Raw genomic sequence first — 12,758 nt, forward strand, 5'->3', positions numbered from 1 at the left:
TTATGTGGCAATATGTTTTTATATTGTGGCGTTTTGTTGCTTTATGCTTTCATTATAGATTCATAATCCAATAATGTCAACATAATATTTTGCTTTTTTTGGAGTTTTGCATGATTTTGTGCTGTATAAATTTGACTTTCACTTAAAAATGAAGTAAACTATGCTTAAAACAGCTTGATTCACGAAGGAGATACAGGATGGGCAAATTAATCGCGGCAGAACGCCATAAAGAAATTATAAGATTATTAAACAGCAATGGAAGCGTAAAGATCAGCCAGCTGGCCAAGCAGTTTCAGGTATCCAGGGAAACGATACGGCGGGATTTACTTCATTTAAATGAAATAGGAGCGGTAAAAAAAAGTCACGGCGGCGCAACTTCTGTCTATGAACTGCAGCCGCTTCCATGGGAATCCAGGGTGCGGGAAAAGCTTCCATTAAAAGAAAAACTCTGCGAACGGGCAATGGAATTTATCGGTGACGGCAATGTCATATTCCTGGACTCCGGAAGTACGATCTTCTGCCTGGCCGGGATGCTCAGCAAAAAGTCAGGCTACACCATCGTGACCACTTCCCTGGAAGCCGCATATGCTTTGGTACACAGCAGCAACAAGGTCATCCTCACCGGAGGCATGCTGAATCCCAACAGTATGGCAGCCGAAGGATTCCAGGCCACGAGCCTGATTAATTCTCTCAAGGTCGACATTGCATTCCTCGGCACCAACGGCTTTGAGCAGCACAAAGGGCCGGCCGTATCCGATTTTCAGGACGCCCAGACGAAACAGGCCATCATACCCAATGCCAGAACCAATGTAGTGATCGCTGACAGCTCCAAGGCTCAGGCATCTTCCCTCATACAGTACACAAGCTGGCATGATATTGACCATCTGATCATCGACAACGACATTCCCGGAGATGTCCTGAGCAATATACAGGAAATGACCGATGTAGTCCTGGTGTGAAGACTGCTTTGAAACAAAAAATCTCCGCAAAAGGCAGTGAATCCTTTTGCGGAGATTTTTTGTTCGTTTAATCTTTTATTTTATATAGCTTCCAATCACATCTTTTACCGTGCTGATCTTATGACACTTCCACGCATCAGCCCCGCAGAAGATCAATCCATCATCAATGTTTCCTTTGACAGCCTCGATCAGGCGCTCCGTGATGCAGTAAACTGTCTCACCGGGATTGCAGGCAGACATACAGTTAAAACAGTGCTTCGGCTTGATCCTGCCTTCTCTCTGGACGATTTCCATAAATTTATTTTTGATGGCCCGCCCCGGCATTCCCACCGGACTCTTTACGATTGTGATATCTTCTTTTTTGCAGTTAATATAAGCTTCTTTATACCTGATATCAGCGTCACATTCCTCAGTGGTGACAAACGGAGTGGCAATCTGCACGCCGGAAGCTCCCATAGAAAGACAGTGCTCCATATCTTCTTTTGAAGAAACTCCTCCCGCCACGATAACCGGAATGTCTTTTTCATACTTTTCTTCATATGGTTTTACCATGTCAATGATCTCACGGATCGTATCGTCATAGTTTTCATAAGTCTCATCGCTGACAAGCTCTTCGTATTTAAATCCCAGATGACCTCCGGCCTTCGGACCTTCGATCAGAAGCGCATCCGGCGCCGTCTGATGTTTTTTATCCCACATCTTGAGAATCACCCGCGCCGACTTTTTCGGGGATACGATCGGGACAAGCTTTGTCCTGCTTCCCTTTGCCAGAGCCGGAAGCTCTGTCGGAAGTCCCGCGCCTGAAATGATCAGGTCAATGCCGTTTGCAATCGCTTCCTTTACATAGTTGGCATACAGCCTTGTGGCTACCATAATGTTTATGCCGATGATACCGTCGGGCGCAATCTCTCTGGCCTTCCTGATGTGTTTTTTCATGGCACGCATGTTGGCCCCCTCAGGGTCCTTCTCAAAATCCGGCTCGTCGTATCCGATCTGAGCCGCCGACAGCACACCGATGCCGCCCTCTTTTGCAACAGCTCCCGCAAGGGAACTCAAACTGACACCTACGCCCATTCCCCCCTGTATAATAGGGATTTTCGCAACCAAATCCCCGATCTTTAATGGTTTCACTTCCATTACCTCCGTGGTCTTTCTTTCACTTACATCTTTCTAAAGCGCTGGTATCTCTCTTCTACAATCTCTTCCGGCGTTTTCTTCCTATATCGTTTCAGGAAATCAACAATCATCTCTCTGATCTCCTCTGAAAGTTCGATAATATTATCAATGCTTGCAGGTTCGGGTTCTCTGATAACCTTCTCGATCACTCCGAGTTCCTTTAAATCTGCCGCTGTGATCTTCATTACTTTTGCAGCCTCGGATGCTCTGCTTCCGTCTTTCCACAAAATACTTGCAAACCCTTCCGGGGAAAGGACTGAGTAAGTGGAGTTTTCCATACTCCACACCTCATTGCCGACAGCCATGGCGATGGCTCCGCCGCTGCCGCCTTCTCCGATCATAATTGAAAGGATCGGAACTTTCAGGGAAGACATCTCATAAAGGTTCCTCGCAATCGCCTCACCGATACCGCCCTCTTCAGCTTCGATGCCGCAGAAGGCTCCCGGCGTATCCACAAAACAGATGACCGGACGGTGAAATTTCTCTGCCTGGCGCATGAGACGCATAGTCTTCCTGTAGCCTTCCGGGGAAGGCATTCCGAAGTTCCTTTTTATATTTTCTTTTGTAGAACGGCCTTTCTGCTGTCCGACAACTGTGACCGGAATCCCGTCTATGGATGCCAGCCCTCCTACGATCGCCCCGTCATCGCCAAATAAGCGGTCTCCGTGCAGAGACATATAACGGTCAAAAATCGTTGTGATGTAGTCCAGGCTGGTCGGCCGCTCCGCTGACCTGGAGATCTCGACTCTCTCCCATGGTGTTAAATTATTATGACTCATAACAACAACTCCTTATAATGGTGGCAAGCACTTTCCGCAGGTTCTTCCGCTCAACGATCTTATCCACAAATCCGTGCTCCAGCAGAAATTCAGATCTCTGGAAACCATCCGGAAGCTTCTGACCGATGGTCTGCTCGATGACTCGCGGCCCTGCAAATCCAACCAATGCTCCCGGTTCCGCCAGTATGACATCTCCCAGCATGGCAAAACTTGCAGTCACTCCTCCGGTCGTCGGATCTGTCAGTACACTGATATACAAAAGTCCCGCCTGGTCATGTCTTCTCAAAGCCGCCGATGTCTTTTCCATCTGCATCAGGGAAATGATTCCCTCCTGCATCCTGGCTCCTCCCGAACATGTAAAAATAATGATCGGGATTCTCTGATCAGTTGCTCTCTCGATGGCCCTTGTGATCTTTTCACCGACGACCTGGCCCATGCTGCCCATCATAAAATCAGCGCTCATGACTGCAATGGCCGCTTCACTGCCCCCAATTTTTCCTTTTCCCGTGATCACCGCTTCTTCCAGATTGGTCACAGATTTCTGGTGCTCCAGCTTTTTCAAATAGCCCGGAAACTCCAGCGGATCGGACGTGGCAAGTCCGGTGTCCCACTCCTCAAAGGTATTGCGGTCCAGGACCATGGCGATCCTTGTTCTCGGCCGTATTCTGAAATAATTTCCACAGTGGGGACAGATATAATAATTTTCAATAATGTCTTCGTTATAGACCGGCTTTCCGCAGTCACTGCATTTTTGGAACAGCCCTTCCGGCGCCTGGTATTCAAGCAGGGTATCTTTGGCTTTTTTTACCCGTTCCGCCTGCTTTTTCTCCTGAGGTGTCAATGTTCTTTTCTTAAACATTTCTTTTAACATGATGCTTCACCCTGGCTTTCTGTCTCTTCTTCCCGTTCCTTCTGGAACCTCTCAATAAATCCGGTATCTACATTTCCGTCAATAAAATCCTGATGATTGATGATGTCATACTGGTAATCAATGTTCGTCCTGATGCCTTCCAGCACCAGCTCTCCCAGAGCATTTCTGAGCTTCCTCAATGCCAGTTCACGGTTTTTGTCATATACGATCAGTTTTGCAACCATCGAATCATAGAACGGAGGAATCTGATAACCGGTAAACAGGGCAGAGTCAATGCGCACACCCTTGCCGCCCGGAAAATGTACGTTTGTAACGGTTCCCGGACTCGGCCTGAAATCGTGTTCCGTATCCTCTGCATTTACCCTTACCTCGATGGCGTGTCCGGAGATATGGATATCCTTCTGCTGATAAGTCAGATGTCTTCCCGCCGCAATGCGAATCTGTTCCCTGATCAAGTCTATGCCGGTGACCCATTCCGTGACCGGATGTTCTACCTGAATTCTGGTGTTCATCTCAATGAAATAGAAATTCCCGTCCTGGTCCTTCAGGAATTCAATGGTGCCTGCGCTGTAATATCCGGCCGCTTTTGCCGCTTTGACTGCAATGGCTCCCATCTTCTCTCTGAGTTCTTTGTTAATGGCCGGTGACGGTGACTCCTCGATCAGCTTCTGATGACGTCTCTGGATGGAACAGTCCCTCTCACCCAGATGAACTACATTTCCGTATTTATCAGCCAGAATCTGAAATTCGATATGTCTTGGATCACGGATATATTTTTCAATATACATGGTGCCGTCTCCGAAAGCATTTTCTGCTTCCCGCTTTGCCGTTTCAAATATATGTTCAAACTCTGCGGAATCTTCGCAGATCCTCATGCCCTTGCCTCCGCCGCCTGCGGATGCCTTGATCATGACAGGATATCCCATCTCGTCGGCAGTCTTCCTGCCCTCCAAAGCTTCATAAACCGCATCTTTGGTCCCCGGCACAACAGGAACACCAGCTTCCATCATCGTCTTTCTGGCAGAAGATTTATCCCCCATCTTGTCAATGATTTCTGCGGAAGGCCCGATAAAGGATATGTTGCACTTTTCACACATGCGGACAAACTTGCTGTTCTCCGATAAAAATCCGAATCCCGGATGAATGGCATCCGCCCCTACCGCCATGGCAGCTCCAATGATCCTTTCCATATCCAGATAGCTGTCCTTTGCAGGCGCAGGACCGATACAGACGGTCTCGTCCGCCAGCTGTGCATGCAGAGCATCTTTATCTGCCTCGGAGCAAACTGCCACAGAAAGGATGTCCATCTCACGGCATGCCCGGATGATTCGCACCGCGATCTCTCCTCTGTTTGCAATTAAAATTTTCTTAAACATACGACGCTTCCTCCTAGCCGATCATAAATGTGATTTCGCCGGACGCGACGACCTTACCGTCCACCGTTGCGGTTCCCTTGCCGACTCCTACCGGCCCTTTCACCTTGATCATTTCTACTTCCAGATTCAGCACGTCTCCGGGTACGACTTTGCCGCGGAATTTTGCCTTATTGACTCCGCCTAAAAATCCGATCTTTCCTTTGTTCTCTTCTGCAGAAAGGCAGCACACGGCTCCGACCTGAGCCAGAGCCTCGATGATCAGCACACCCGGCATCACTGGCTCCTGCGGAAAATGTCCCGCAAAGAACGGTTCATTATATGTCACGCATTTTTTGCCCACTGCCCTTTTTCCGACTTCCATTTCCTCAATCCGGTCAACCAAAAGAAACGGGCTCCTGTGCGGGATAATATTCATAATTTCTTTAATATTCAGCATATGTTTCCCCTTTCTTACCGGATAATGACCAGAGGTTCCCCGTATTCTACGATATCCCCGTTATGAACCGGGATGCTCACTACGGTTCCTTCAAACTCACTCTCCACTTCGTTCATCAACTTCATAGCTTCAACAATTCCAATGATCTGTCCCTTTGTCACCGTATCGCCTACCTGCACGAACGGATCTGCTCCTTCCGACGGAGCCGCGTAAAAGGTACCCACCAAAGGAGCCGTCACGGCGTTGCCTTCCGCCTCTTTTACTTCCGGCAGAGCTTCCGGCGTGTTCTGCGGCGCAGGTGCAGCCGCAGGCACAGGCGGCACCGCCAATTCCGGTGCTGCCAGGACTCTTTCTTTCTTCTTTGACAGCTTCACTGAGAAATCATCATCTTTATATTCAAACTTATCGACATCTGACTCTGATAATGCCTGGATCAGTTCTTTCATTTCCTCTAATTTCATAGTCTATCCTCCCTATTCCGCAAACTTTTTGATCAGAAGTGTTGCATTATGTCCTCCGAACCCAAGTGAATTGCTCAGAGCATAATTGACTGTGCGGTCTGTGACCGGCTCTAATGTGTAATCCAGGTCACATTCTTCATCCGGCACCTTAAGTCCTACGGTCGGATGAATGTAGTCTTCCAGAACAGTTTTTACACAGGTGATAAACTCAATGGCTCCGGCAGCCCCAAGTCCGTGACCGATCATAGATTTTGTAGAACTGATCTTCAAGTCTTTGGCGTGCTCTCCGAAGGTTGTTTTGATCGCTTTCGTCTCAAACTTGTCGTTGGCCGGTGTACTCGTTCCGTGGGCGTTAATATAGTCCACATCATCGGGACGAATCTCCGCCTCGTCAATGGCAAACTGCATCGCACGCGCTGCACCCTCTCCGTCTTCTGCCGGAGATGTGATATGGAAAGCATCGCTGGTAGCACCATATCCCACGACTTCCGCAAGGATCCTGGCACCTCTGGCTTTGGCGTGCTCCAATGTCTCGAGCACTACTACGCCTGCTCCCTCTCCAATAACAAATCCGTCTCTTTCCTTATCAAACGGAATGGATGCACGTTTTGGATCTTCAGAACTGCTCAGTGCTGTCAGAGAGGCAAATCCCGCCACAGCTACCGGCGTGATGCAGGCTTCCGTTCCTCCTGCCACCATCACATCTGCCTCGCCGCACTGGATCGAGCGGAATGCTTCTCCAATAGACTGCGTGCCTGTAGCACATGCAGTAACTACATTGATGCTCTTGCCCCTTAACCCAAACGCAAGGGAAACATTTCCCGCAGCCATGTTGGAGATCATCATCGGAACCACCAGAGGCTTGACTCTGTTAGGACCCTTTGTACGGATGACTTCGGTGTTTTTTTCTACAATCTGCAGACTTCCTGTTCCCGACCCGACAGATACACCAATCCTCGCTGTATCTTCTTTTTCCAGATCCAGTCCGGAATCCTCGATAGCCTCTTTGGCCGCAGCCACGGCGTACTGGGAGAACAGTTCCATTCTCCTTGCAGAACGCGGGTCTATATAATCTTTCGCTTTAAAATCCTTTACTTCTGCTGCCAGATGAGTTTTGTATTCACTGGCATCAAAATGACTGATTGGAGCAAATCCAGTCTTTTGCTGTTTGATTCCGTCCCAGAACTCTTCCACACTGTTTCCGATCGGAGTAATCGCACCCATTCCGGTAACTACGACTCTCTTTAAATTCTTCATACTGCTCTCCTTTACATTCCCATTCCGCCATCCACACTGATCGTCTGCCCAGTAATATAGGACGCCTTGTCAGATGCTAAAAATGCTACTGTCTCTGCGATATCCTTTGTCGTCCCTACTTTTTTTAACGGGATCGTATCGATAATACCCTTCTTCACGTCCTCCGGAAGCACTTCCGTCATCTCCGTATCTATGTACCCCGGTGCCACCGCATTGACCGTGATCCCTCTGGACCCAAGTTCTCTTGCCAAAGATTTGGTCATACCGATGACTCCTGCCTTGGAGGCACAGTAATTCATCTGCCCGGCATTTCCGATCACACCGGAAACGGAAGACATGTTGATAATATGACCGGACTTTTGTCTCAGCATAATCCTTGCCACATGTTTCATGCAGTTAAAGGTTCCCTTCAGATTGACATTGATCACCTGATCGAACTCTTCTTCGCTCATCTTCATAGCCAGGTTATCTTTTGTGATTCCTGCGTTGTTTACCAAGATGTCGATGGAACCGAATTCCTTTTTCACGGAAGCCATCATTTCTTTGGCCGTATCAAAATCGGAGACATCTCCCTGATATACTTTGGCTTCTCCGCCGTTTTCTTTGATCGAAGCGACCACTTCTTCGGCTTTTTCTCTGGACCCGCAGTAATTGACGATGACTTTCGCCCCATAGCCCGCAAGGGTCAGTGCCACTTCACGGCCGATCCCACGGCTTGCACCTGTGACAACAGCTACTTTTCCTTCTAACATGATAAGACCTCCTCAAGCTTTTTCAAATCTTCTTTTTTCTCTATATTGATCACTTTCATCTTCCGGTCGATCTTTCTCATAAAGCCGGACAGAGTTCTTCCAGGACCGATCTCGATAAAAGTATCCGCTCCCGCTTCTATCATTTTATGTATAGATTGTTCCCAACGGACAGAAGAATAAACCTGTTTTCCCAGCAGGTCTTTTACCTGATCTTTGGAAGCAACAAATTCTGCAGTCGTATTTGAAACATACGGAATCTCCGGATCCTGAACATCCACGTCTTTTAAGACCTCAAGCAGTTTTTCCCCGGCAGGTTTTAACATAGGAGAGTGAAATGGTCCGCTGACTTTCAGCGGAAGAACTCTTTTGGCTCCTGCCTCGCGAAGCACGTCTGCCGCTGCCTCTACGGCTTTCGCCTCCCCGGATATTACAATCTGTCCGGGGCAGTTGTAATTGGCGATGGAGACAACTCCGTCCACTCCGGGAAGCACTGCCTCGATCTCTTCTTTCTTCATGCCAAGAACAGCCGCCATAGCTCCCTCACCGGCAGGCACTGTGTCCTGCATAAGGATTCCCCTCTGGCGGACAACTTTGACTGCATCCTCAAAGCTCATGACATTGCCTGCAACAAGGGCACAGTATTCACCGAGACTTAAACCGGCTGTCATATCTGCTTTTATACCCATGGCTTCGATCTCTCTTAAAATGGCCACACTGGCTGTCACCATGGCCGCCTGTGTATACTCCGTAATGTTAATGTCTTCATTTTCCTCGAAGCACAATGCCTTCACATCAATATCCAACACTTCATTTGCTTTTTCAAATATTTCTCTGCTGTGTTCAAAAGAGTCATAGAACTCTTGTCCCATACCGACATACTGTGCTCCCTGTCCCGGAAACATAAAAACAATTTTACCCATCGTTATCACCTCGTCAATTACTTTGAGTTTCAAAATATCTGTTTCTAAAAAATTGACTTATAACCTCAAATCATCAGTTATAAGCCAATATTTTGTCAATCTTAATCTTCTACGCCTTTATTCTTTAAGTAGTTGATTACATCTTCGACAGTATTAAGCTCTGTCAGATCGTCAGACGGAATCTCTACATCGTACTCTTCTTCTAATGCCATAACTAATTCAAATAAGTCCAGGGAGTCAGCTCCTAAGTCATCTTTGAAAGATGTCTCTAACGCAATTTCACTTTCATCAACGCTTAACTGTTCTGCAATGATTTCCTTCATTTTCTCTAACATAATTTAATCTCCTTCATACCTCATAATAGTTTGATTATCAAAGTATACCTACTTATACCCGAACTTGTCAAGTAAATTCACTCCTATATTATACTAACTCACATACAAATATGCAAGGAAGTTATTAGGAAATAACGGTAAAAAAATCTGTTTCCCTATTCTTCCGCCGAATGCCAGTCAAGCAGGATTTCCTCTGCTTTCTTGTTCCAGAATCCCCCGGCCTCATCACATGCATCCGCCAGCTGTTCAAACAGAGGGTCTTCTTTTCCCAGTTTCCGAAAATCCTCAATCGCCGTCAGCGGCATAGAGATGTGCGTGTACACGATCTTTTTCTCTCCCGGCATCTTCTTTAAATACAAGGTAGTATCTACAACCGCATCAAGGCCTCCGATATGGGTAATGTTCATAGCAGCATCGACCTTCTTGTCACGGAGCAGCTCAAGAGCTTCTTCCATATCGCTTCTAAGGCCCCCGGATGAGCCGATAAGCTTGGTCTTAAGATAATGGCTGCCGTAGATGTTCATGCCCGCCCTGTACTTCTTGTCCGCCGTTGCCGCGTAAATATTCATGCAGCCGTCCATGGCCATGATCCTGTTCCCTGTCTCCGCCACGTTTTTCGGCGGGGCATAGACGAAAACATCGTCATATCCCTTTTCATTGGTCAGTGCCAGCAGAGCGGAAGCAGGATCTACCATCATGGACGGATTTATATAGTAAAGCTCCACTCCATTTCGCTGTGCTTCCTGCACCGGAATCAGCCTTCTGGCTTTGGCAATCCGATCTTCGTTAATATCCGTCACCACAAGCCTTTTCGGTTTCTTCTCCATAGTCAGAACATAGCGGATGGCCATCAGCCCCATGGGCCCGCATCCTCCAAGAATCACTGTATTGCCGCCTTCTTTGATACCGGAAATGTGGTCGTGGGAACCGGGTTTGCTGTGGTAATTGGAGTGAAAGCTTCCCACAATACTGTACAGTGCCTGTGCCACTGTTGCCTCATAAAAGCTCTCCCCCTCAAAAGTAAGCAGACATCCCTTTTCAATCACTTCTCCCGGGACAATACAGTAGGTGGCAGCTCCTCCGAAATACTCATAGGAATAACCGGGAGACTCAATCTGTCCGGGTATCTCAGGAACAACTACATACTTGTCTCCGGGACAATACTGATCCTTCCACTTCTCACCCACCTGTTCAATGACACCGGCGAATTCATGTCCGATCAAGATCGGATATCTTCGTATGTTCTTCGGAACCCTCAGATGCCTCTGTGCAAGCGTGATTTCTTTTAAAGTAGACATGGCAATTCCATTGCAGAGGATCTTGAGCAGGATCTCGTCCTCTTTGATCCCGGGAAGTTCAAATTCTTCCATCCTGATGTCCTTTACCCCATAAAGTCTGACGCCTTTTACCTTCATAGTCACCGCCCCTTTTCACACAATGCAGGTCACATGGAAATTATTTTCTAAGATTATAACAGAAATGGAAATAAAAAAAAAGACTTGTAACTGAGGATCAGAAGGAGAACACAAAAGAATCAAACTTTCATCACATTTTGTTTCGTTTTCTTTTTTATTATGTTAGGAGACAACACAAAAGGAGGCAGTAAATTGATTGAAGTAAAACATCTTACCAAGAGCTATGACGGCCATCCGGCGTTGGATGACCTGTCATTTACAATCGAGAAAGGCCGGGTCTACGGTTTCCTCGGACCTAACGGCGCCGGAAAGTCCACTACGATGAATATCATGACCGGATATATCGGTGCAGACAGCGGAGAAGTCCTGATCAACGGATTCGATATTTTAAAAGAACCGGAGAAAGCGAAAAGATCTGTGGGATATCTTCCGGAAATTCCGCCCCTCTATCCCGATATGACCGTCCGGGAATATTTAAGTTTCGTATCTGAACTAAAAGAGATCCCCGGAAAAGAAAGGGCGGCACAGGTAGACGAAGTTCTAAGTCTCGTCAGGCTTACCGATGTTTCCAGCCGCCTGATCCGCAATCTTTCCAAAGGATACCGCCAGAGAACCGGTCTTGCGGCTGCAGTGCTTGGTTTCCCCGATATCATTATTCTGGATGAACCGACGGTTGGCCTGGACCCAAAGCAGATCATCGAAATCCGGCAGCTCATCCGCACACTCTCCAAAGATCATACGATCATTCTCAGCTCTCATATCCTGGCGGAGGTTCAGGAAATCTGCGATTATGTCCTCATTATTTCAAAAGGGCGCCTGACAGCCGAGGGTACACCAAAACAACTGGAAGAAACGTCCCGTGGAAAGGATAGTGTGGAGCTTACCATCATGTCGGACCCGGCCCGAATACAGTCTGTTCTGGATTCTCTCTCCGGCATACACACAATCTGCTGGAAAGGAGACACGGGAGATTCCTGCGATATCTCAGTGGAATTCACCGGCGACAGTAAAAAAATCTGCCGGGAGATTTCCCTTGCTTTTGCAAGAGAAGAAATCCCGGTCACACGGATTTATATTTCCAGGACGAATCTTGAAGACATTTTCCTGGAATTGACCGACACAGACAGCCAGGAACAGGAAGGAGACGAAAAAGATGAAAGCAATTTATAAGCGGGAACTCCGCTCCTATTTTACCTCCATGATTGGCTGTGCCTTTGCGGCAGTTCTCACTGTCATAGGAGGTGTATATTTTATGGTATATAACCTGACCAGCGGCTATCCCTATTTTTCTTATTCGCTGTCCGGCGTCATCTTTGCCGTTCTGATCACGGTCCCGGTTCTGTCCATGAAATGCTTTGCGGAAGAAAGAAAAAATAAGACAGATCAGCTGCTTCTGACCTCGCCTGTGCCTCTGACAAAGATCATTTTAGGCAAATACTTTGCGATGATCACCGTGTTCGCCATACCCTGCCTGATCTACTGCCTGTTTCCTCTGATCATCAAGTTTCAGGGAAATGCTCATCTTCTGGTGGATTATTCTTCGATCCTGGCTTTTTATCTGCTGGGCTGTGTCTTTATCGGCATTGGAATGTTTCTGTCTTCTCTGACAGAGAGCCCGGTCATTGCGGCGATCAGCACCTTCGGGGTTTTATTCTTTTTGTATATGCTTGACAATCTCTTAAACTATGTGCCGACCAGCGCACTCAGCGGCGTCATCATCACCATCCTGTTCCTGTCACTGGCCGCAGGACTGATCTATCATATTACAAAAAACCAAATCATAGCAGGAATTGCCGAGATTGCCGGCTTGGTCTTAAGTATTGCGGTTTATTTCATTAAATCGTCTGTATTTGAAAATTTCATTCATGACATTCTGGAACATTTCGTCCTGACCGGTGTTTTCTATAATTTCGCTCAGAACTATATTTTTGATATCGGAGGGCTTTTATACTATCTCTCCGTCATCATTCTTTTTATATTTTTGACCGTGCAGGCATTTCAGAAAAGACGATGGAGTTAGG

At 47.2% G+C, this 12,758-nt stretch carries 12 protein-coding genes and 1 pseudogene; 3 read left to right on the top strand and 10 right to left on the bottom strand.

Annotated features, from left to right (window positions below):
* Nucleotides 1–197: 197 nt before the first annotated feature.
* Nucleotides 198–959, top strand: a complete 762-nt coding sequence (locus tag ANCC_RS15860; RefSeq protein ID WP_006568472.1) for a DeoR/GlpR family DNA-binding transcription regulator — start codon at nt 198–200, stop codon at nt 957–959.
* A gap of 75 nt (nt 960–1,034) precedes the next feature.
* On the opposite strand, the gene ANCC_RS15865 is transcribed toward ANCC_RS15860, so the two are convergent.
* The 10 genes and pseudogenes from ANCC_RS15865 to ANCC_RS15915 form a co-directional block, all read right to left on the bottom strand.
* Entirely contained in the window at nt 1,035–2,096 is a 1,062-nt protein-coding gene (locus tag ANCC_RS15865) for an NAD(P)H-dependent flavin oxidoreductase (protein ID WP_006568471.1), read from the bottom strand.
* 23 nt (nt 2,097–2,119) lie between these two features.
* Nucleotides 2,120–3,785 (bottom strand): annotated as a pseudogene (locus ANCC_RS18020) (acetyl-CoA carboxylase carboxyltransferase subunit alpha).
* On the bottom strand, nt 3,779–5,161 hold the full coding sequence (locus ANCC_RS15880) for an acetyl-CoA carboxylase biotin carboxylase subunit (RefSeq protein WP_006568468.1): 1,383 nt from the start codon (nt 5,159–5,161) through the stop codon (nt 3,779–3,781). The pseudogene ANCC_RS18020 and the gene ANCC_RS15880 overlap by 7 nt, the downstream one beginning before the upstream one ends.
* A 13-nt stretch (nt 5,162–5,174) precedes the next feature.
* A complete protein-coding gene (fabZ, locus tag ANCC_RS15885; protein WP_006568467.1) occupies nt 5,175–5,597 on the bottom strand; it encodes a 3-hydroxyacyl-ACP dehydratase FabZ in 423 nt (140 codons plus the stop codon).
* A gap of 14 nt (nt 5,598–5,611) precedes the next feature.
* Nucleotides 5,612–6,058 carry an acetyl-CoA carboxylase biotin carboxyl carrier protein gene (accB, locus tag ANCC_RS15890; RefSeq protein WP_006568466.1) on the bottom strand — a complete coding sequence of 149 codons (447 nt, stop codon included), beginning with the start codon at nt 6,056–6,058 and terminating at the stop codon, nt 5,612–5,614.
* A 12-nt stretch (nt 6,059–6,070) separates the two neighbouring features.
* Entirely contained in the window at nt 6,071–7,315 is a 1,245-nt protein-coding gene (fabF, locus tag ANCC_RS15895) for a beta-ketoacyl-ACP synthase II (RefSeq protein ID WP_006568465.1), read from the bottom strand.
* A gap of 11 nt (nt 7,316–7,326) precedes the next feature.
* Nucleotides 7,327–8,067: a 3-oxoacyl-[acyl-carrier-protein] reductase gene (gene fabG, locus ANCC_RS15900; protein ID WP_006568464.1), complete on the bottom strand. Its 741-nt coding sequence runs from the start codon at nt 8,065–8,067 to the stop codon at nt 7,327–7,329.
* Complete coding sequence (gene fabD, locus ANCC_RS15905) at nt 8,061–8,987, bottom strand: ACP S-malonyltransferase (RefSeq protein WP_039946952.1); 927 nt, start codon at nt 8,985–8,987, stop codon at nt 8,061–8,063. Before fabD ends, fabG begins: the two co-directional genes overlap by 7 nt.
* Before the next feature lie 101 nt (nt 8,988–9,088).
* Complete coding sequence (gene acpP / locus ANCC_RS15910) at nt 9,089–9,322, bottom strand: acyl carrier protein (RefSeq protein ID WP_006568462.1); 234 nt, start codon at nt 9,320–9,322, stop codon at nt 9,089–9,091.
* Nucleotides 9,323–9,477: 155 nt separating this feature from the next.
* Nucleotides 9,478–10,737, bottom strand: coding sequence for a zinc-binding dehydrogenase (locus tag ANCC_RS15915; RefSeq protein WP_006568461.1), 1,260 nt, complete (start codon nt 10,735–10,737; stop codon nt 9,478–9,480).
* A gap of 159 nt (nt 10,738–10,896) precedes the next feature.
* On the opposite strand from ANCC_RS15915, the gene ANCC_RS15920 reads away from it, so the two are divergent.
* Nucleotides 10,897–11,907, top strand: coding sequence for an ABC transporter ATP-binding protein (locus tag ANCC_RS15920; protein ID WP_006568460.1), 1,011 nt, complete (start codon nt 10,897–10,899; stop codon nt 11,905–11,907).
* Nucleotides 11,891–12,757 (top strand): ABC transporter permease, encoded by an 867-nt coding sequence (locus ANCC_RS15925; protein ID WP_006568459.1) that lies wholly within the window; start codon nt 11,891–11,893, stop codon nt 12,755–12,757. Before ANCC_RS15920 ends, ANCC_RS15925 begins: the two co-directional genes overlap by 17 nt.
* Nucleotide 12,758: the final 1 nt, after the last annotated feature.

This window comes from Anaerostipes caccae L1-92 (assembly GCF_014467075.1).
GTDB classification, from domain to species: domain Bacteria; phylum Bacillota; class Clostridia; order Lachnospirales; family Lachnospiraceae; genus Anaerostipes; species Anaerostipes caccae.

Bases quoted from the DNA above. Each gene is read 5' to 3' on its own strand.
- fabF (WP_006568465.1), bottom strand. From the start codon at position 7,315: ATGAAGAATTTAAAGAGAGTCGTAGTTACCGGAATGGGTGCGATTACT.
- ANCC_RS15865 (WP_006568471.1), bottom strand. From the start codon at position 2,096: ATGGAAGTGAAACCATTAAAGATCGGGGATTTGGTTGCGAAAATCCCT.
- ANCC_RS15920 (WP_006568460.1), top strand. From the start codon at position 10,897: ATGTTAGGAGACAACACAAAAGGAGGCAGTAAATTGATTGAAGTAAAA.
- ANCC_RS15925 (WP_006568459.1), top strand. From the start codon at position 11,891: ATGAAAGCAATTTATAAGCGGGAACTCCGCTCCTATTTTACCTCCATG.
- acpP (WP_006568462.1), bottom strand. From the start codon at position 9,322: ATGTTAGAGAAAATGAAGGAAATCATTGCAGAACAGTTAAGCGTTGAT.
- ANCC_RS15880 (WP_006568468.1), bottom strand. From the start codon at position 5,161: ATGTTTAAGAAAATTTTAATTGCAAACAGAGGAGAGATCGCGGTGCGA.
- fabZ (WP_006568467.1), bottom strand. From the start codon at position 5,597: ATGCTGAATATTAAAGAAATTATGAATATTATCCCGCACAGGAGCCCG.
- ANCC_RS15860 (WP_006568472.1), top strand. From the start codon at position 198: ATGGGCAAATTAATCGCGGCAGAACGCCATAAAGAAATTATAAGATTA.
- accB (WP_006568466.1), bottom strand. From the start codon at position 6,058: ATGAAATTAGAGGAAATGAAAGAACTGATCCAGGCATTATCAGAGTCA.
- ANCC_RS15915 (WP_006568461.1), bottom strand. From the start codon at position 10,737: ATGAAGGTAAAAGGCGTCAGACTTTATGGGGTAAAGGACATCAGGATG.
- fabG (WP_006568464.1), bottom strand. From the start codon at position 8,067: ATGTTAGAAGGAAAAGTAGCTGTTGTCACAGGTGCAAGCCGTGGGATC.
- fabD (WP_039946952.1), bottom strand. From the start codon at position 8,987: ATGGGTAAAATTGTTTTTATGTTTCCGGGACAGGGAGCACAGTATGTC.